Origin of the sequence: Corynebacterium sp. CCM 9204 (assembly GCF_041357695.1) — a bacterium.
In the GTDB taxonomy this organism is placed as follows: Bacteria; Actinomycetota; Actinomycetes; order Mycobacteriales; family Mycobacteriaceae; genus Corynebacterium.
In genome coordinates, this window is the sequence record NZ_JAUERX010000003.1 from 262,079 (window position 1) to 281,555 (window position 19,477).

General features: G+C 63.7%; 15 protein-coding genes. 9 read left to right on the forward strand and 6 right to left on the reverse strand.

The window, feature by feature from the left end:
• Positions 1-4: 4 nt before the first annotated feature.
• On the forward strand, positions 5-1,591 hold the full coding sequence (gene guaA / locus QWU43_RS07670; protein WP_370917521.1) for a glutamine-hydrolyzing GMP synthase: 1,587 nt from the start codon (positions 5-7) through the stop codon (positions 1,589-1,591).
• A 78-nt stretch (positions 1,592-1,669) separates the two neighbouring features.
• On the opposite strand, the gene QWU43_RS07675 is transcribed toward guaA, so the two are convergent.
• Positions 1,670-2,122, reverse strand: a complete 453-nt coding sequence (locus QWU43_RS07675; RefSeq protein ID WP_370917522.1) for an excalibur calcium-binding domain-containing protein — start codon at positions 2,120-2,122, stop codon at positions 1,670-1,672.
• A 246-nt stretch (positions 2,123-2,368) separates the two neighbouring features.
• Here QWU43_RS07675 and QWU43_RS07680 point away from each other — a divergent pair, with 246 nt between their 5' ends.
• Positions 2,369-4,633, forward strand: a complete 2,265-nt coding sequence (locus QWU43_RS07680; RefSeq protein WP_370917523.1) for a hypothetical protein — start codon at positions 2,369-2,371, stop codon at positions 4,631-4,633.
• An 8-nt stretch (positions 4,634-4,641) separates the two neighbouring features.
• Here QWU43_RS07680 and QWU43_RS07685 read toward each other — a convergent pair whose 3' ends face one another.
• Entirely contained in the window at positions 4,642-5,967 is a 1,326-nt protein-coding gene (locus tag QWU43_RS07685) for a PspC domain-containing protein (RefSeq protein ID WP_370917524.1), read from the reverse strand.
• Positions 5,968-6,044: 77 nt separating this feature from the next.
• Here QWU43_RS07685 and QWU43_RS07690 point away from each other — a divergent pair, with 77 nt between their 5' ends.
• The 4 genes from QWU43_RS07690 (at position 6,045) to QWU43_RS07705 (ending at position 10,543) form a co-directional block, all read left to right on the forward strand.
• Positions 6,045-7,274, forward strand: a complete 1,230-nt coding sequence (locus QWU43_RS07690) for a PspC domain-containing protein (RefSeq protein WP_370914496.1) — start codon at positions 6,045-6,047, stop codon at positions 7,272-7,274.
• Between the two features lie 48 nt (positions 7,275-7,322).
• Positions 7,323-8,018, forward strand: coding sequence for a response regulator (locus QWU43_RS07695; RefSeq protein WP_370914898.1), 696 nt, complete (start codon positions 7,323-7,325; stop codon positions 8,016-8,018).
• Between the two features lie 87 nt (positions 8,019-8,105).
• Positions 8,106-8,924, forward strand: a complete 819-nt coding sequence (locus QWU43_RS07700) for a hypothetical protein (protein WP_370917525.1) — start codon at positions 8,106-8,108, stop codon at positions 8,922-8,924.
• A gap of 14 nt (positions 8,925-8,938) precedes the next feature.
• Positions 8,939-10,543: a DNA polymerase Y family protein gene (locus tag QWU43_RS07705; RefSeq protein WP_370917526.1), complete on the forward strand. Its 1,605-nt coding sequence runs from the start codon at positions 8,939-8,941 to the stop codon at positions 10,541-10,543.
• Between the two features lie 25 nt (positions 10,544-10,568).
• Here QWU43_RS07705 and QWU43_RS07710 read toward each other — a convergent pair whose 3' ends face one another.
• Positions 10,569-11,252, reverse strand: coding sequence for a hypothetical protein (locus tag QWU43_RS07710; RefSeq protein ID WP_370914493.1), 684 nt, complete (start codon positions 11,250-11,252; stop codon positions 10,569-10,571).
• A 140-nt stretch (positions 11,253-11,392) separates the two neighbouring features.
• On the opposite strand from QWU43_RS07710, the gene QWU43_RS07715 reads away from it, so the two are divergent.
• Positions 11,393-12,439: a sucrase ferredoxin gene (locus tag QWU43_RS07715; protein WP_370917527.1), complete on the forward strand. Its 1,047-nt coding sequence runs from the start codon at positions 11,393-11,395 to the stop codon at positions 12,437-12,439.
• A gap of 83 nt (positions 12,440-12,522) precedes the next feature.
• On the opposite strand, the gene QWU43_RS07720 is transcribed toward QWU43_RS07715, so the two are convergent.
• The 3 genes from QWU43_RS07720 to QWU43_RS07730 form a co-directional block, all read right to left on the reverse strand.
• Entirely contained in the window at positions 12,523-13,200 is a 678-nt protein-coding gene (locus tag QWU43_RS07720) for a methionine ABC transporter permease (protein WP_370914897.1), read from the reverse strand.
• 2 nt (positions 13,201-13,202) lie between these two features.
• Positions 13,203-14,246 (reverse strand): methionine ABC transporter ATP-binding protein, encoded by a 1,044-nt coding sequence (locus tag QWU43_RS07725; protein ID WP_370914491.1) that lies wholly within the window; start codon positions 14,244-14,246, stop codon positions 13,203-13,205.
• A gap of 151 nt (positions 14,247-14,397) precedes the next feature.
• Positions 14,398-15,294: a MetQ/NlpA family ABC transporter substrate-binding protein gene (locus QWU43_RS07730; RefSeq protein ID WP_370914490.1), complete on the reverse strand. Its 897-nt coding sequence runs from the start codon at positions 15,292-15,294 to the stop codon at positions 14,398-14,400.
• Between the two features lie 241 nt (positions 15,295-15,535).
• Between QWU43_RS07730 and QWU43_RS07735 the strand changes: the two genes are divergently transcribed.
• Entirely contained in the window at positions 15,536-18,724 is a 3,189-nt protein-coding gene (locus tag QWU43_RS07735; RefSeq protein WP_370917528.1) for an error-prone DNA polymerase, read from the forward strand.
• Positions 18,725-18,763: 39 nt separating this feature from the next.
• Positions 18,764-19,240: a PH domain-containing protein gene (locus tag QWU43_RS07740; RefSeq protein WP_370914488.1), complete on the forward strand. Its 477-nt coding sequence runs from the start codon at positions 18,764-18,766 to the stop codon at positions 19,238-19,240.
• Positions 19,241-19,477: the final 237 nt, after the last annotated feature.

The window sequence follows — 19,477 nt, forward strand, 5'->3', positions numbered from 1 at the left end:
TCCCGTGACTGACTCAAAGCAAGCTACCGCAACGAATCACCGCCCGGTGCTCGTCGTCGACTTCGGCGCCCAGTACGCGCAGTTGATCGCACGCCGGGTGCGTGAGGCTCGGATCTACTCCGAGGTTGTCCCGCATACCGCCACGGTCGAGGAGATCAAGGCAAAGAACCCGGCCGCGCTGGTACTCTCCGGTGGCCCGGCTTCGGTCTATGCGGATGGTGCGCCGGAGCTACGCGCTGAGCTGCTCGATCTGGGTGTCCCGGTGTTCGGCATCTGTTACGGATTCCAGGCCATGACCCACGCCCTCGGGGGCACCGTTGCTAACACGGGTGACCGTGAATACGGCCGCACCGACCTGAGCATCAGCGGCGGTACCCTGCACAAGGGGCTTGAGGCGACGCACAAGGTGTGGATGAGCCATGGTGACGCCGTGCACGCCGCACCGGAGGGATTCACCGTTACCGCCACCTCTGCGGGTGCCCCGGTTGCGGCCTTCGAGTGCCCCGAACGCTCGATGGCTGGGGTCCAATATCACCCGGAAGTCTTGCATTCCCCGCACGGCCAGGAGGTGCTCACCCGCTTCCTCACGGAGATCGCAGGGCTCGAACAGAACTGGACCGCCGCGAACATTGCCGACGAGCTCGTCGAGTCGATTCGTGCACAGATCGGCCCGGAGGGGCGTGCTATCTGTGGTTTGTCCGGCGGCGTTGATTCCGCCGTGGCCGCAGCGCTAGTGCAGCGTGCCATCGGTGACCGGCTGACGTGTGTGTTCGTCGATCACGGTCTGCTGCGGGCGGGGGAACGGGAGCAGGTTGAGCGGGACTTTGTTGCAGCGACCGGAGCGACACTTGTCACCGCCCACGAACAGGACGCCTTCCTGTCGAAGCTGGCCGGTGTGACTGACCCCGAGGCCAAGCGCAAGGCCATCGGTGCGGAGTTCATCCGCTCCTTTGAGCGTGCCGTCACCGGTGTACTCGAGTCTGCACCAGAGGGATCGTCGGTGGACTTTCTGGTGCAGGGCACCCTTTACCCGGACGTCGTTGAGTCCGGTGGTGGATCCGGTACCGCGAACATCAAGAGCCACCACAACGTCGGTGGTCTACCCGACGACGTCGAGTTCGAGCTCGTTGAGCCGCTCCGACTGCTGTTCAAGGATGAGGTCCGTGCCGTGGGCCGGGAACTGGGGCTGCCACAGGAGATCGTGGGACGTCAGCCGTTCCCGGGACCGGGTCTGGGCATCCGCATCATCGGTGAGGTCACAGCCGAGAGATTGGAAACGCTGCGTGCCGCTGACCTGATCGCCCGCACTGAGCTCACTGCAGCAGGTCTGGATGAGGAGATCTGGCAGTGCCCCGTGGTGCTGCTCGCGGACGTCCGTTCCGTCGGAGTCCAGGGGGATGGTCGCACCTACGGGCACCCGGTCGTGCTGCGCCCCGTGTCCTCCGAGGATGCGATGACCGCTGACTGGACCCGGATTCCCTATGACGTGCTGGAACGTATCTCTACCCGTATTACCAACGAGGTCGCCGACGTCAACCGTGTCGTTCTCGACTGCACCTCGAAGCCCCCGGGAACGATCGAGTGGGAGTAGGCTCCGGCCTGCCCCCTGACAGAGAGGGCCCCATGCGTAGCGTGGGGCCCTCTCCCGTGTGTTGCCTGCAGTGGAAGATTATTCGCAGGCGATGCCATCCCCGTCACGATCGAGTTTGCGGCTGTACCCCGGGTTGCCCGCGTAGAGTGGTGCGGCACCGGCGGCGCGAGCCTCGCCGCAGTTCGCGAAATAGGTGGCTGCGGGTGCCGGTGCAGTGGCCGGCACTGGTGTGGGGGCCGGTGCTGGTGCGATGAAGCCTTGCATCTGATTGTTGCTTTCCTCCACGGGTGCTGGGGCGGGAGGCTCTTCTGAATTCGTCGTTTCCGTTGTCGTCGTTGTTGTTATCGAGTCGGTTGTGCGCTCTGTGGTGGTTTTGCTGGATGTTTCTGTGGTGGTTTTGCTGGATGTTGTGGTGATCTCTTTGTCGCTTCGGGTGGGCTCATCGGAGTCGCAGGCGGTGAGCATGCTGATCGCCATGATGGCGCCGAGAACGGCGGACGTCATTTTTGCGGTGTGTGTGCGGGTGGGCACAGTTTTCCTCTTTTCGGGTCGGCGCATCGGAGTGACAGGAGGGAACGGTGAGAGCGTCAGCTCTCTACCGTAGGGGACGGGGAGACCGAGTTTTTGTTTTTTCCTGGAAAGGGGAGTAACTCGGGGGTATCTTCTCCGTAGCCGCGGGATGATCGGGATAGATTCTTGGACGTCGGGCATGGGTTACTGTGGAGAAAAGCCACCGTTCGAGGTGGTCAGTTCTGACCCCGGGCGCCGGATTGGTGTATGCCTGGGCCGATACCCGTCGAAGAAGAGGTGGCAGTCAGCGTGGACAGGAACCCCACACGTATCGTCCTCCCCGGTGTGATCAGTGCTCTGATCGCGGTCGTCGTGATGATCTTCATGCTCCTGGTGGTAGAGGGTGGTTTGATCGCCACCGCGATGCGTCTGGGGTATTCCGGGCCGACGCTCCAGGCGACGGCCGCCGGTGCCGGCGACCTCGATCCGGGGGAGCAGGTGGAGCTGCAGCGCGAGATCGCCGACCTGGCGGATTCCCGTGGGGTGTCGGTGTTGGCATCTCGTAGTGATGGTTCGGGGGTGTTCGCGGTGCATGACCCGGACGGTCGTTTCCACGTCGAGGGGGCGGGTGAGCTGGATGCTGAGCTTGGGAAGGATCGCACCCTGGTCTCCACCGCACTACCGGAGAACTTGAAGGATGCGCCGTTCAACTCGGAGCTGTCGGGTGTGTGGTTCATTTATGTGGCGGTGTTCAACGGACTGCAGGACGATCCGATCGCGGGAACATTCCCCGCCGGTGCCCTGGTGGGCAAGACCCCGGTCGTGGCGCTGCAGGGCTTCGAGGTCCCGGGCCCCCGGGACACGTGGCTGTTCGCCGGTGACGGGGCACCCGAGCTCGCAGGCACCGTCGGGGATGTTCTCCGGTCCGCCGGTCTCGATGACGTGGAGACCACCGTGGCGCTGCCCCGTTCCGGCAGTGACTTCGCCGGTTCCACGTTCGGGAAGTTCAGTGTTGCGACGATGCTGCTCCTGCTTGCCGTGGGTGTCGCTCTCAGCGTGAGCCAGCTACGTCGTGTCGACGGCCGGGCAGGGCTGATCCGGTTCGCTTCCGTGCTCGCCGCGGGTGCCGGGGCCGGGGTGCTCGCGGTGTGGCTGGTGTACCTCGTCAGGCTCAGTGCGACGACGCTCGTCGGTTTTGGCACGGTGTTCACCGTCGGGCTGCTGTCTCTGCTGTTGTGTGCCGTGATTTGGGCGGTGATCATCGGGGCCGTCCTGATCATCCCCGCGAAGATCTCCCTCGGCGACCTCGGGAAGGGGAGAGCTGTGGTGGACCGGAGGCGTGGTCTGCCCGGGGACCTGGCGTCTGTTCCGGGATGGGCGGTGCTCTGTGTCGTCGGTGGTCTCGTCCTCGGTATGGCGCTCACCTTCGCGACCGCCCGCAGTGGCGGGGAGATGCGGGAGCTGGGGGTCGTAGCGAATGAACCGGACCGGCCCGTCAGCGTGCTGCGGACATCCGACGTGGATCCCGAATTCCAGGCCCAGATGGAGGAGATTTCGAAGGCGTTCGAGGTACGCCCCGATCTACGGGTGCTCGCCGGGGAGATGGAGGAGGATCCGCGGCTCACCGCGCAGATCCCCGTCGCCGACGACAGAGTCCTGCTCATCGTCGGGCAGCCGGAGGCGATCCCGGCCACCGGCCAGCTCCGCCAGGGGGTCGCCGTGGTGTGGGGGGACACGGAGGCCATCACCGATTCCGGTGTCACCGACGGCCTCACCGTCATCCGGGAGGGGAACGATCCCGCGGCGGTGTCAATGCTGGACGGCACCGGTGCACCGAACCGTCCGGACAACCGGCCCATCGTGGCCCTCACCCCGCGAGACTTCGAGCGTCTCGACCCCGACCTGCTCCCGGGGACACGTGAACTCGCCGAATCCGTCACGTGCCTCTGCGCCCCGGAGGAACTCGACCGGGTGGCGTCTCCGCTCACGGCCCTGGCAGTCGGCGGGCTATCGGACAGCTATATCTATCCCATCGCGCGTGACGGCGTGTACACCGATGTCCAGCGGTCCTCGGCCACGGCGGCCCTGCTGACCGCGCTGCTGTTCGCGGTGGCCCTCTCCGTGTTCTACCTGCTGACACTCACCGCCGGTGCCCGGATGTGGGAACGCCGTCGTGCCGACTACGCGGCGGACCGGGACGCGGGGGTCAGTGGTTTCGTGCTGCACCTGCGTCGTCAGTTGTTCACCGCCGTGCTCATTACGGTTCCCGTCGCCGCTGGTTTCATGGTGGCCTACCGGCAGATCGCGGGCGGTGATCCCGCCCCCACGTTGTACGGTGCGCAGCTCGCGGGAGTGTGGGTCGCTGTGTTCGTCGCGCATCTGCTGGTCGGTCTCCCGGGGTTCGTCCGGGTCAGAGAGCTGCTCCGTATGGAGGGCGGTGACTCGGAAACCGGCCACGACGGCCGAGACCGTGGTAGCCGGTTCGACGGTCTGCGGGAGCGGTTCCGGGCCGTTCTCCGTGGACGGGAGTGACCCGCCGGTTATTTGGTGTGGACCACGACCGTGCCGATTCCGTTGCTGATGTCGAGGGTGAGTCGTTCGCCCTCGGCACCGGGGTTGTAGTCACCCGGGGTGCACACCAACTTGCCGACCCCGTTCGAGCAGGTCACGGTGACTGGCACATCGGTCGGCAACCACACGATGGTCTTTCCTACCCCGTTGGACACCTCCACCTTCCGGCTTTCGGCCAGGGGTTGCAGTCCGCGCAGGTCCAGTTCGGTTTTCCCGACGCCGTTGTCCACGTCAGCGGGGAGAGTAGCCCCGGACGTTGGGGCGATGCGGGTCGATCCGGTGTCACCTCCGACCTTGAAGTTGATCCTGGGGGTATTGCCGACTGTGATGGTCAGGGCCACGAGGGCGCCGATTCCCAGGATCAGTGCGGATTTTCGTAGACCTCCTCGGGAGAGGAGCCCCACGCCGATCCCGGTTCCCCCGATGAGTGCCCCGAGACAGGACGTCCAGGCCAGAGTAGGAATGGCAAGAGCGAAGAATGCCGTGCCGACGCTGAGCGAGATCAGCCCGATCCCGCCCGCAGCCCCGATCATGAGGGCGATGATCCCGCCTGCGGTGAGCCACCGGCTCCTGGTGGGTGGCGGTGTCGGGACGGGACCCGGCTCCGGGAGGTTCCACAGCTCGGGTACCGTGCCCAGCGGATCCCAATCGGGCGGCACCGGCTGTGCGTCCGGAATGTCGTAGCCCTTGGCAGGCTTCAGGTGCACGAGACCGGGGTTCGGCGAGACCTTTATCCGACTGTCTCCGGAGTCCGGTGACGGGTTTCCGGTGGCAGGGCCTGCTTCGGTGTCGGAGGTTTCGGGGGAAGTGACGAGCAGCCCCTCCGGGGGGACCGGTTGACGGCTGTGCAGCAGCCACCATATGGCGAAACCGATGAGCGTCGTGAGCAGAGTCGACGAGGACAACAGGTCGGAGGAACTGGCAGGCCAGGCGATCAGTAGCATCACGATGATCAGCGTGTAGCCGAGTGAACGTTCGCTCTTCAACCGGGGGTCGGAACTCGCCCGGACGATCGCCTCGACCGGGGACACCGGGACGGACCAGCGCGGCATGATGAGCCACGCCAGGAGATAGAGCAGCACTCCACCACCGCACAGGGCGGCGACGACGAAGGCGATACGAATGAGCGTGGGATCGACGTTGAAACGGGTACCGATTCCCTCGCAGACGCCGGCTATCTTTGCGTTTCCACCCTGGTCGGAGGGAATACGGGGCGGACGGGTCGCCCACATCTGACGCAGGGTGTCGCTGAGGTCACGGGAATCGGGGGCCGTGGGGGGAGGTGTGCTGTCCATGTCTTCATTTTGATCCCCGGCCCGGTGGCGGCACATCGGGGACCACCCTGAAAAACAGGAAATCAGGGTGGTCCCCGATGCCCTCTGACGGAGCCGGTGCGATCATTGACATCATGGCGACGCCCCCTGCTCCGGCCCAGACACGACCACGGCCTTATCCCCGTTTCACCCGGGTCCGTCAGGGGCGCGTCATTGGGGGAGTTGCGACAGGGCTGTCCCGGCATTTCGGGGTCGATGTTCGGATCGTGCGGTTGCTGCTCGCCCTCAGTTGCCTGCTCAGCGGTGCGGGTGTGCTCTGCTACGCGTTGATCTGGGTGCTGTTCAGTCAGACGGACGGAGAGCCTGTCCCGGGGTCGCCGGAGACATCACGGACGGATCATCTTCTGGTCGTGCTCGCCATTATCGGTGCGCTGGTGGCCTTCGCGCTTGTCACCGGTTCGACGGCGGTGAGATGGTGGCCGCTTCTGATCATTGGTCTCGGAGCCGTCATTGTCTGGCGCACCTATGACCGCGGCATGGATTTCTCGGAGCTGCGTGGTGGAGTACCCACGCTCCTGGCTGGCGGGACGCTCGTGCTCACCGGCATCATTCTCGTTCTGGTGAACTGGGAGAATCGGCAGGCCTTCGGGACGACTCTCATGGCGGTTCTGCTCACTCTCGCGGGAGTCGCGGTTCTCGGGGTGCCGTTGTGGTTGAAGATGTGGGAGGAACTCACCCGGGAACGTGCGGAACGTCTCGCGGCTGCCGAGCGTGCCGAGATCGCCTCCCGGCTGCATGACTCGGTCCTGCAGACACTTGCGCTGATCCAGAAACGCGCCGGGGAGGACACTGAGATCGCCGGACTCGCCCGCAGTCAGGAACGTGAACTCCGGCAGTGGTTGTTCGGACAGCAGGAGAACGCCGCGGCAGGTGCCGCCGCCACCGTGTTCGCCGCGCTGGAACTCGCGTGCGGGGAGGTGGAGGACACCTACTCCGTCCGGATCGCACCGGTCACCGTCGGCGCGGACAGCCCTCTCGCCGAGACCACCCGCGCGGTCATCCTCGCTGCCAGGGAGGCCATGGTCAACGCTGCCCGACATTCCGGGGTAAGGGAGATCGATGTCTACGCCGAGAACCTCGCGGGGGAGCTGTCCGTCTACGTTCGGGATCGCGGATGCGGATTCGACCCGGCGAAGGTCCCGGACGGACACCATGGGTTGGCGGAATCGGTGCGGGGTCGGGTCACCCGCGCCGGTGGCACCGTGCAGATCAGATCCGCCCCCGGGGACGGGACCGAGGTCATCCTCCGCGTACCTGTAGACGGGTAATCTCGGGGGTGGGCAGATGCGGCAGGTGAGGTGAATGGAGCGGGCATGATCACGGTGTTTCTGGTGGACGATCACTCGGTGTTCCGCGCTGGGGTGCGGGCGGAGCTGGCTGGGGTGGTGGACATCGTCGGGGAGGCGGGCACCGTGGCCGAGGCCGTCGAAGAGATCATCTCGACGAGTCCTGACGTCGTTCTCCTTGATGTCCATATGCCGGATGGTGGTGGATGCGCTGTGATCCGGGAGGTCAGACGCCGGTGTCCGGACACGGTATTCCTTGCGTTATCCGTATCTGATGCCGCCGAGGACGTGATCGCCGTGATCCGTGAGGGTGCCCGGGGTTACGTGACCAAGACGATTTCCGGGGAGGAACTCGCGGACGCGGTGCGTCGGGTTAGGGACGGAGATGCGGTGTTCTCCCCGAGACTCGCCGGATTCGTCCTCGACGCCTTCTGTGCACCGGACGCCGGAGCCGGTGTCGGCGTGGTGGATGCCCCCGAGGCGGACGAGGCGGTCGAGAAGCAGCGGGGTGCGCCGTCGTCGGATCCGCTCGTCGATGCGCTCACTCGCCGGGAACTTGAGGTTCTGCGGTTGCTCGCCCGCGGCTACACCTACCGGGAGATCGGTGCGGAACTGTTCATCTCGATCAAGACGGTGGAGACCCACGCCTCGAATATCCTGCGCAAGACCCAGCAGTCCAACCGGCACGCACTCACCCGGTGGGCGCACTCCCGTCAACTGGATTGACCGAACTCTGATCTGGTTTATCTGCAGCGAATCAGGGCTCCACGGGTGGAGCTTGAAATCGGCCGCATGTTCCAGTTGACTGGCCGTATGAATGGCACATATGTTCGAGGGCTGGGCGGTGTGTCGCAGGTTCCCGATCTGACCGGGCTGAACCGTCAGGAGCGCATCCGTGCCCTGAAATCGACTCTGCTGGCGATGGATGGCACCGTGGGACGGGCACGCCCGGTGTCGCCGTATCGTGCCGCGATGATGACAGCGATTGAGCAGGGGGCGGTGATCGCGGTACCTGATGGACTATCCGGATTTCTGCCGGGCGGGGGCCTTCCACGGCAGGCGGTCACCACAGTGGGGGACTGTCCGGCACTCGTGGTGGAAATCCTCGCTGCCGCGACTCGTGCGGGGGCCGCGGTTGCGGTCGTCGGCTGGCCGGACCTGATTCTCACCGGTGTGGTTGATGCTGGTGGTGATCTTGATCGGGTCGTGGTCATACCTGACCCGGGGGACAGGCCACTCGTCGTTACCGGAATGCTCGTAGAGGGGATGGATCTCGTCGTGCACTATTCCCGGGAGCCGATGAGGATCGGTGCGGGAGGATCGAGAATCCTGCTGTCCAAGGTACGTCGTGGAGCTGCCGCGCTGGTCACCGTAGGTTTTCAGCTCTCTTCCTCGACGCTTTGTATCTCTGCTGATGTGGTCGCCTATCACGGTATCGAGGCAGGTGGTGGGCGGATTCGGGCAGTGGACCTTGACGTCTGTATCTCCGCTGGGGGTGCTTCGGTGCGCCGTACCCGACTCCGGATCGGGCGGATTCCTTCGGTTGCGAACACGGTCGCCGGGGAGATTCTGCGGGTGGATGATCTCCCCCTGGAATCATCGGGATTGCGTCGGACGGTGCGGGTGGGATGAACTGGGACAGAGTCATGGCTCTATGGTTCCCCGACTGGCCCGTCCATGCGGCACTTCTCTCTGGCACGACTCCGGTATCTGGCAGTGACAGTGCGGTGGTGGTCGCAGGTTCGGGCACATCCTGTGGAAAGGTGAAGGTGTGTGGACCACAGGCCCGGGCTGTCGGGATCAGACGTGGGATGCGGTTACGTCAGGCGCGGGCCGTGTGTCCCGGGCTCATCGTGTTCGAGGACTGTCCTGACCGTGATGCACGTATCTTCGAGCCTTTCGTCGCTAGTGTCTCGGGTATCGCGGCCACCGTCGAGGTGCTCCGCCCCGGACTTATCATCGTCGATGCCGCTGCCGCGGGGCGCTATCACGGTGGTGAGGACGCGGTCGCGCAACAGCTCATCGATTCCGTGGGAATCGCGGGTGTGGACTGTCTCGTGGGAATCGCAGACGAGATTCCCACCGCGCTCATCGCCGCCCGGGTGGGCGCGGTCGTGCCAGCCGGGGGATCGCGGGTGTTTCTCGCTCCGAGGCCCATCCGGTTAGCTGCGGCGGAGGAAACCCTCGGCTGTGATCCAGACGTGGTCACCGTTCTTGCGGAACTGGGGGTGTCGACGTTCGGGGAGCTCGCTGCTCTTCCCGCGACAGCGGTGACCACCCGATTCGGTGTTCCGGGTGAGAAACTCCACCGTTTGGCGTGTGCGGAGAGTGACCGTACTGTTCTGGTACGGCAGCCGACCGCACCACTCCAGGTGGCTCACCGTCCTGATTCTCCCGTGGGAAGAATCGATGAGGCGGCATTTCTGGCGCGTTCTCTGGCTACCCGACTACACGGGAAACTGGTATCTGCGGGATTGTGCTGTCAGCGATTGAAGGTCCGGGCCACGATTCTCGTCGGAGGAGAGGAAAGCGTCCTCGAACGGATCTGGCATACCCGGGAACCGTTGACGGAACAGGCCACCGCGGAGCGGGTGCGGTGGCAGCTTGACGGTTGGCTCACCGCTCAACTCGCGGCGGGTGATGGTACCGAGGACACCGTGGATTCCGGCATCGTGGAGCTTGTTCTGGAACCCATCGAGGTCATGCTTCCGGAAGATGAGGGTTTGTGGGCTGCGCGGGGCTCGGATGATGGTGGTGCCCGGAGGGTGATCACCCGGGTGCAGTCGATACTTGGAATGGAGGCTGTGCTCCGGCCACAACTCACCGGAGGGCGGAGTCCAGTCGAACGTATCAGGTACGTGCCGGTCGGAGAGGATCGTTCTGCGACAAAGGATCCGCGGGGGCGATGGCCGGGAATGCTGCCGGGGCCGTATCCCGCGCGTCGTGGCGGTGGTCCGCCGAACCCAGACTCAGGTATCCGTCTCGTGGATGCTGGTGGGAAAGGCGTGCGGGTGACGGCGGAGGCGTTACTCGACCGGATCCCGTGCACCGCATACGTGGGTGCGACCCGTTACCGGATCACCGGGTGGGCGGGACCGTGGCCCGTTGATGAATTGTGGTGGGAGCCGGAGTCCGCCCACCGGTGTGCGAGGATGCAGATCATCGCGGAGGCTGTCTCCGGTTGTGATGACCGGGCGTGGCTTGTCGTGTGGGGGTCGGGAAGCTGGCGGATCGAGGCGAGTTACCGTTGATCCCTTCAGCTCTGTTGCAGGTGGATCAGCCCTGGAGAATATCGATGACGAGGCGGGTCGGGTTTGTCAGTACCTGTGCGGAGTAGGGTCGTTTGCCACCGTTGACGCCGATGACGAATTGGGTGCGTCCCTCGAAGGCGCCTGCGGAACTGACACCCGCGACGATGGGGCCGGGGCCTGTGACCTCGCCGAGTTGCGGTTCCTCCATGTCGAGCGCGAAGGCGTAGGTCGTGCCGTCGATGTTCACCTCAAGGGCTGTGTCTCCGAGGAATTCGATCGGGAAACCACTGCCCTGCTGGGTGGGGCGATCGGTGTAGTTGATGAACCAGCCGGGCGATCCGTTTCCGGCGAAGTCGAAGACGACGCGGTCGAAGCCCTCATGCGTGCCGAGCCGCACGCCGGTGACCACGAGCTGCGCTGCGGGCTCCGGACGGAGTGTTTTCATCGTGATGTCTGCGTCGCCCAGGGGGGTCAGACCTGCATCGGCACGAGGGGTTCCGGTCGCGTTCGTTGATTCCCGGCTCTCCGGCGTAGATGTTTCTGTCACCGTGGAGGTCACGGTGCCGTTCGAGGTGAGGGTCTTCAGCTCGGGAGTGTTCTCGGGTCCGGTGCCGCAGGAGGTCAGCGTGAATGCCGTGATCGCCACGAGCGCCGTGAAAGCGCGCCGCGGCAGGCACCGTGGCGTTGTGGTCAGTGGCGTGGTAATCATGTGTCCACGGTAACTGTGTGGGGGCCGTGACGGAACTGAATAGGACGTTCAGCAGCGGATCGTGAGGGAATCGTTGTAAAACCACGGTCTGGGCGAAACGTCTGCGGGTGATGCTTTTCGGGTGGGGTTATTCTGGGCGTATGAGTTCCGAGCCTGAACCTGGCCGTACACCACGGTGTTCTGATGCCCGCGGTGAACCGCTGCCCGGAACCGCGAAGAAAGGGATGATTTATCTCATTGTCGAGCATCCACACGGCTGGGGCCGTGACGTGCTTGATGGTGAGGCACTGGGAAAGGACCTCGCGGACCGGATCTCCGCGAAGATGAAGAAAGCGGGCGCTGCATTCCACCTCATCCGCAGGCCCGGAAGGGGCCGGGGCACGACAGATTCCCGCCGTGCCTACCTGGCTTTCACCTCAGGTCCTGACCCGGACGCACCTCCACCGAGTGTGGAGGCCTTTGATCTTCCCGGTGGTGTCACCGACATCTTTGACATTGATCTCTCCGGACCCGGGCGAAACACCGGGCTGGGTGCCCGGACTGTCACACATCCGTTGGTTCTGGTGTGCACCCACGGTAAACGGGATGTGTGTTGCGCGGTGAAAGGACGCCCCATGGCCAGTGCAATGCGGGCGGCAGCCTCGTCCGCGGAGGGACTCGTCCGACGTCTCTCAGAGGCTGCCTGCGGTATCGGCGGAGTAACGGCTGAACCCACCGTGGACACTGAGACTGCGGCTGACACCGTGTGGGAGTCCTCGCACACCGGGGGGCACAGGTTCGCGCCATCGATGATCCTGCTGCCCTGGGGCTACTCCTATGGTCGGATGAGCACAGATCAAGGGATGGCTATGCTGGGTACACTCGCCCGTGGTGAGCTGCCGTTACCGGGGCTGCGGGGGCGGGGCTGCGTGGATGGTCCAGGTCAGGCTGCAGAGGTTGCTGTCGCCGTGGAATTGTCCTCTGCTGGGTGTCCGGCTGCTCCGGGGGAGCTGGTGATCACGGATCCGGGCGCTGGGAACGTCGAATCCGTGGTGCGTATGGTCACCCGTGCTCGAACCGGTGAACAGTGGTTGGTTCACCTGGAACACCGTTCGCTGGGGGAGGTGTTGAAATCCTGCGGTAAGCCCCCGGCGGCAGCCGATGCGTGGGAGGTTACCGCGATCAGTGGCGTTCGGAATGTGAGGTGACTGGGGTGGAGTGATCCGTGGGGAAGAAAAAAAGGGGGCCGACGTGGTCATCATCCCACGTACGGCCCCTCATTGCTGACGGATCAGCGGCGCATGACTTTCTTGGACAGCCAGTTGCCCAGGAGCTGGGCGATCTGCACGATGATGATGATCGCCAGTGTCGCCACCAAGGTGACAGACCAGTTGAAGGACTGGTAGCCGTAGGTGATGGCGAAGTCACCGAGCCCGCCGCCGCCGATGATGCCGGCCATCGCGGACATGTCGACCACGGCGATGAACAGGAACGTGTAGCCCAGGATCAGTGGGCCGAGTGCTTCGGGGATGATCACTGATGTGATGATCTTCAGGGGAGAAGCACCCATTGCCCGTGCGGCCTCGACGACACCGGGGTCGATGGACACCAGGTTCTGCTCGACGATGCGAGCCACGCCGAAGGTTGCTGCGATGGACATCACGAACATGACCGCATTCGTGCCCACGGTTGTACCGATGACCTTGAGCGTCAGTGGGCCGATTGCGGCGATGAGGATGATGAAAGGGATCGGGCGGACGAAATTCACCAGCAGGTTGAGTATGGTGTAGACGAATTTGTTACGCAGTACTCCCTGATCACGGGTGCTGTAGAGCAGGACACCGATGATCAGTCCGAAGAATCCGCCGACGACCATGGTCACGATAACCATCAGCAGTGTGTCACCGATCGCATCGATGAATGTGCCGCCGAAACGGTTCCAGTCGAAGTCCAGTGCATGGGTGGTGATGGTCATCGGAGGATCTCCTCGATGTCGGTGGTACGGTCCAGGGAGGCCCGGAACTCCTCGATGGGGGCGTCATCGCCGGTGAGCCGGACGGTGATCTTCCCGAAGGAGTGCTGTTCCAGGGTTGTGATACCGCCGTGGACGATGTTGATGGACACACCTGCCGAGCGGGCGGACGCGGCGGCGGTGAAGAACCCGGAGTTCTCGGTGAGATTGATGGTGAACAGGCGTCCCTCACCGGCGAGGAGATCATCGGCTTCGACGTTATCTGGTGTGTTGCGTAGCGTTGTGGCCACGAATTTCTTCGCGACCTCCGTCTTCGGGGCGGAGAACACCTCGTAGACGCTGCCCCATTCGACGACTTTGCCGTTCTCCATCACCGCGACCTTGTTCGCGATCTTGCGTACCACGTCCATTTCGTGGGTGATCACCACGATCGTGATGCCAAGTTCCTGGTTGACCTTGTGCAGCAGATCAAGTACGTCGTGGGTGGTTTCGGGATCCAGCGCGCTGGTGGCCTCATCCGCGAGTAACAGTGACGGGTTGGTTGCCAGAGCACGGGCGATACCGACGCGCTGCTTCTGCCCACCGGACAACTGTTCGGGATAGTTGTCGCCTTTGTCACTCAGGCCGACGAATTCGAGGAGCTCCTGTACCCGGCGCTTACGTTCCGAGGCACCCACCCCGGCGAGCCTCAGCGGATAGGCGATGTTTCCGGCTGCGGTGCGGGAGTTGAACAGGTTGAACTGCTGGAAGATCATGCCAATCTGACGACGCAACTGGCGTAGCTTCTTTTCTGGCATCCCGACGACATCGACGCCGTCGAGGAGCAGTTCCCCGGAGGTCGGGGTATCCAGTCCGTTGATCATCCGGACCAGTGTTGATTTACCGGCGCCGGAGTACCCGATGATGCCGATGATCTCACCCGGTTCAACGGTGAGGGAGACATTGTCGAGGGCGGTCATCGAGGTTTTGTTGTTGGTGAACACCTTGGTGATGTTCCGGAATTCGACCCTGGTTCCCGGCTGTGAGGTGTCGGTGTCTGCCACGGTGTGTGCTCGATTCTGTGGGGAGGAGCAGGTTTGTTGTTGGGGATGCCGCGGGTACGGCGTGCCTCCGGCCCCGGTGAGTGTTCCACCGGGGCCGGAATGCCTGGTCACTGTCCTTCGTTGAGGACTGTGACCTGCGAAAATATCTGCCTTACTGGTTCTTCAGTTTGTCCTCGAGGCGCTTCAGAATCGCCTGCAGATCAGCAGCGGAGCGCTTGACCGGTACGGACGTGCCCTTGGACTCTTCAGCCACGGCTTCGGTGACGGCGTCGCCCTGCCAGATCTCGACGAGTTCCTGGATGTTTTTGTTGTCGGCGTCCTCGGCGCGGACAACAAAGGCGTTGATGTATGGCTCGGCTTCCTCGGAGGAGGGGTCATCGGCGAAGACGGAGGACTTCGGATCGATGTTGGCGCGATCCAGGAAGGTGTTATTGATGATGGCCGGCTTGCCCTCGTGGTAGACCGTGGTGGTCTGCGGGGCGGAGACGGGAGTGACCGAAACCTTGGACTTCGACTCGTCGATATCTGCCGGAGTCGGGGTGATGAGGCCGTCTTCCTTCAAGGTGACCAGATCGGCTTGAACGAGGACGTTGATGGCGCGTCCCTGGTTCGAGGAGTCATTCGGGATGGCGACGGACTCACCCTCGATGCCGTCGAGGGAGTCGTGGTTCTTCCAGTACAGTGCCAGCGGAACGATCTCGGTGGAACCGACGGGGGTGAGGGTGTCACCGGTGCCGTTGTTGTACTCGGAGAGGAACTTCAGGTGCTGGAAGAGGTTGACGTCGATCTGTCCCTCGGACAGGGCCTTGTTTGGGGTGTTGTAGTCCGAGTAGTTGACCACGTCCAGGTCGATACCGGCCTTCTCTGCCTCCTCCTCGAAGACCTCCCACGCTTTGCCGCCGGCGTCGGTGGTGCCGATGGTGACCTTCGTACTTTCTTCACCGGTGGCGGAGTTGGTGGAGTCGGCCGAGTCGTTGCCACAGGCGACGAGGGAACCCGCGGCGAAGATGCCGACGGCGGCGATGGTGGAGAAACGGCGGAGGTTCATGGTTCAGGCTTTCTGTCGGGGTCTGACTGACATCTGTTTCACCCGTTGTCGGGGTGAATGAGCTGCACGGAACCGCTCCGGTGAAGGAGCTAGACAGAGCATTCTGTCGTTCCATTCGTATTACCGTAGCAGTGGATGCCGTTCATGTACAGCTTTGTCTAGTATCTGATCTCCGACCGGCGTCGAAGGGTGGGGCTGAAGCCCTTTCTGGACTGTCCTCCGGGTTTCATTATTCGCTAATATGTTCTATATGGAATGGGATGCAGGGTTGGCAGACGCCGGAGGTTTGCCGATGGACTGGCGCATGCTGGAGCGCATGCTCTCCGGGGAGATGTGGAAAAGGAGCGGTTCTGGTTCTTGCGTGGATGAATCGGGTTCGAATAGGGGGAATCCCACTCGTTCCGCATGTTTCACCCCGTTCGCGGAACTGCGTGCGCAGAGTTCCTACAGTTTCCTCTCCGGGGCGTCGGATCCGGAATCTTTGGTCGAACGTGCAGTCGATATCGGGCTGGAGGCCCTCGCCGTGACAGATCGGGACGGGTTCTACTCTGCGGTCCGCTTCGCTGAAGCCGCAGCGGGAACCGGGTTGGGAACGGTCTTCGGTGCGGAACTTTCTCTTGGTGGTGGAGAGACGGAGGTTCTCTGTGTGCTCTGTCGGGGAGCGGACGGCTACCGGAGACTCAGCCGCACCATCACAGCGGCTCATATGGGTGCAGGCGGCAAAGGGAAATTATCATACCCGGGTCTCACAGACCTCGCCGTGCTGGCGGAGGGAACATGGCAGATTCTCGCCGACGTCACCTGGGCTGACCGTTTGTCTGAGCTGATTGATGCATTCGGTGTCGAGCAAGTGGCAGTGCAGGTGTCTTGGACGATGTGCCCCGGGGACGCGGACGCAAACGAGCATCTGCTCGCGGAGGCCCGGCGTCTCGGGCTGCGTGCACTGGTCAGTGCCGTGCCCAGGGCGGCCACCCGGCACGATGCCCGGGTGGCTGGGGCGAAGCACGCACTCCGGCTCCGTTCGGGCCTGGCAGGTGCGGTCGCTGATCTACATCCGATGGGAGGTACCTGGCTGCGGAGCGGGGCAGACATCGAACGCGCACTGCCCGGTAGTGATGAACTGCGGAGAACGGCATTGGAGATAGCCGCAGAATGTGCGTTCACCCTCGATCTCCTGACACCGGGGCTGCCCCGTTTCGGTACTCCCGTCGGGCACACGGAGATGAGTTGGCTCCGGGAACTGACGGCACGACGTGCCAGGGAAAGGTATTCAGGCAGGGGAGCAAGCCTGCGGGTCCTCGCCGGGGCGCAGATGGAACACGAATTGGACATCATCGAGAAGCTCGACTTCCCCGGTTACTTCCTCATCGTCTGCGATCTGGTGGATTTTTGCCGGGACCGTGGCATCCTCTGCCAGGGGCGGGGTTCTGCGGCGAATTCCGCCGTCTGCTTCGCACTCGGCATCACCAACGTTGAACCTGTCGGGGTGGGACTGCTCTTCGAGCGTTTCCTCTCCCCGGAGCGGGATGGTCCACCGGACATCGATCTGGACATCGAATCCAACCGCCGGGAGGAGGTGATTCAGTATGTCTACTGCCGTTACGGTAGGGACAACGCCGCGCAGGTAGCGAACGTCATCACGTATCGACGTCGTGGGGCGATCCGGGATGCCGGACGGGCGCTGGGATATCCGCGGGGAGCGTGTGATGCATGGGCGAAAGAGGCTGTTGAACCACCCACGGATGTCATCACTCTCGCGGAGCGGTTCATCGGTCAGCCCAGGCACCTTGGGATACATTCCGGGGGGATGGTTATCTGTGACCGCCCCATCGCCGATGTTGTGCCCGTGGAATGGGCACGTAAGGCAGGGCGCAGCATCGTGCAGTGGGACAAGGACGACTGTGCGGTGGCGGGCCTGGTCAAGTTCGATCTCCTCGGTCTCGGGATGCTTGAGGCACTGCACCACATGATCGACCTCGTCGCCGAGCACCACGGCAGAACCGTCAACCTCTGGGAACTCGATCCGGACGAACCGGAGGTCTACGCCATGCTCGCGCGTGCCGATGCCGTCGGCGTGTTCCAGGTGGAGTCCCGTGCCCAGATGTCCACCCTCCCGCGGCTGAAACCCCGGGAGTTCTTCGATCTGGTCGTCGAGGTCGCGCTCATTCGCCCCGGACCCATCCAGGGCGGCAGCGTGCACCCCTACATCCGACGACGTAACGGGGATGAACCAGTCACCTACGACCACCCCTGCCTGGAACCCGCGCTGGCCAAGACTCTCGGTGTGCCGCTGTTCCAGGAACAGCTCATGCAGATGGCGCGCGACGCTGCCGGTTTCACCGGCGCCGAGGCGGACACACTTCGGCGTGCCATGGGATCCAAACGCTCTCCGGAACGCATGGCGCGCATCCGTGATCGGTTCTTCACCGGACTCAGGGAGAATAACGGCATCACGGGGAAGACCGCGGAGAATCTCTGGAACAAGATGGTCGCCTTCGCAGCCTATGGTTTCCCCGAATCACACTCCCAATCATTCGCGTCCCTGGTCTACTTCTCTGCCTGGTTCAAGTACCATTATCCGGCTGAGTTCTGTACCGGCCTTCTGCGGGCACAGCCGATGGGTTTCTACTCCCCGCAATCTCTCATCGCTGATGCCCGGCGTCACGGAGTTCCGGTCGACCCGGTATCCGTCAACGACTCCGGTACCGTCACGGACTGCCCCGGCGGGCGGATACGGCTCGGCCTCGACTTTGTTCGAGGACTGGGGGACAAGGCGGTGCAACGGATCATCGCGGCCCGGTCCACAGGTGGGTCGTTCACCGGGGTCGCGGACCTCGCCAGACGCGCGGACCTGAGCATCGCACAGACCGAGGCGCTGGCCAGATCCGGTGCCACGGACTGTCTCGGGATCGAACGTCGTCAGGCCCGGTGGGAAGCCGGCGTCGCCGCAACGGAGAAGAATGGGATGCTGCCGGGGATCTCCGGGATCGCCGCTCCCGCACTGCCCGGAATGACCGCCTTCGAACTACTTGCCGTCGACATCGCCGCGACCGGCGTCACCCACGACAGGCAGCCGGTCGCTCTCTTACGTACCGCGCTCGATGCCCGGGGCATCATCCCGGCAGATCGGCTGCTCGAACAGCGGGACGGGGCCCGGATCCGGGTCGCGGGCATCATCACCCACCGGCAACGCCCCCGGACCGCCAGCGGCGTGACCTTCCTCGGGATGGAAGATGAGACCGGGCTGATGAATATCATCGTCTCACCCGGGCTCTGGGCCCGGCAGCGACGACTCGCCCGAACCGCCCACGCTCTGATTGTCCGGGGCATCGTCCAGAATGCGTCCGGTGCTACGGCGATACTGGCGGACCAGCTCGAACCGTTTCCCGCTGCGGAACTGCTCTCCACGGGGGCCAGGGACTTCCGGTGATCCCTGCGTGGAGGACATGAATTTCGGCATAGTGGGGCCATGATTGAGGCGCCTGATTCGACCCCGCTCAACCGGGTATCTCCCGAACTTGCGAAAGCCCGACTGCTCATTATCCTCCCTGTCCCTGCCGCCGTGGCGTTGGGCTGCGCGGGCGCGGCCTTATGGTGGACCCCCTGGCTCTGGATCGGTGTTGTCCTCATGCTCATCATCACGGGGTATCTCGCCTGGTTGATACCCGCGCAGGTCCGTCTCCTCGGGTGGGCGGAGACAACGGATGAACTGCTTATTACCAAAGGAAGGATCTGGTGCACGTTCACCGTCGTACCCTACGGGCGCGTGCAGTTCGTCGACGTCAGCTCCGGGCCGGTGCAACGCCGGTTCGGGCTGAAGACCCTCACCCTGCATACCGCATCATCAACGTCGGACAGTGAGATTCCCGGACTGGATTCGGCGACGGCTGATGCCCTCCGGGATCGTCTCGCGGTCAAGGCCAGAGAGAGGATGAGCGGGCTGTGAGCGGCGTAGGAGAATACCGGCGGGTGCACCGGATCAGCCCACTGTTGCACTTCTGGACGGTCCTGCTCGCGCTCGGGGCCATTGCGGTGGGAAACATGGGGGAGTCGGTGTTTGAGATTTTCGGGGGCCTGATCTCCGGGCAGATTCACGTGGATGTTCGTCCCCTGTTGATCGGGGCCAGTGGGTTCATCGCGGTGTGTGCACTGATCTGGCTGTTCTCCGGCATCTGGTGGCGGG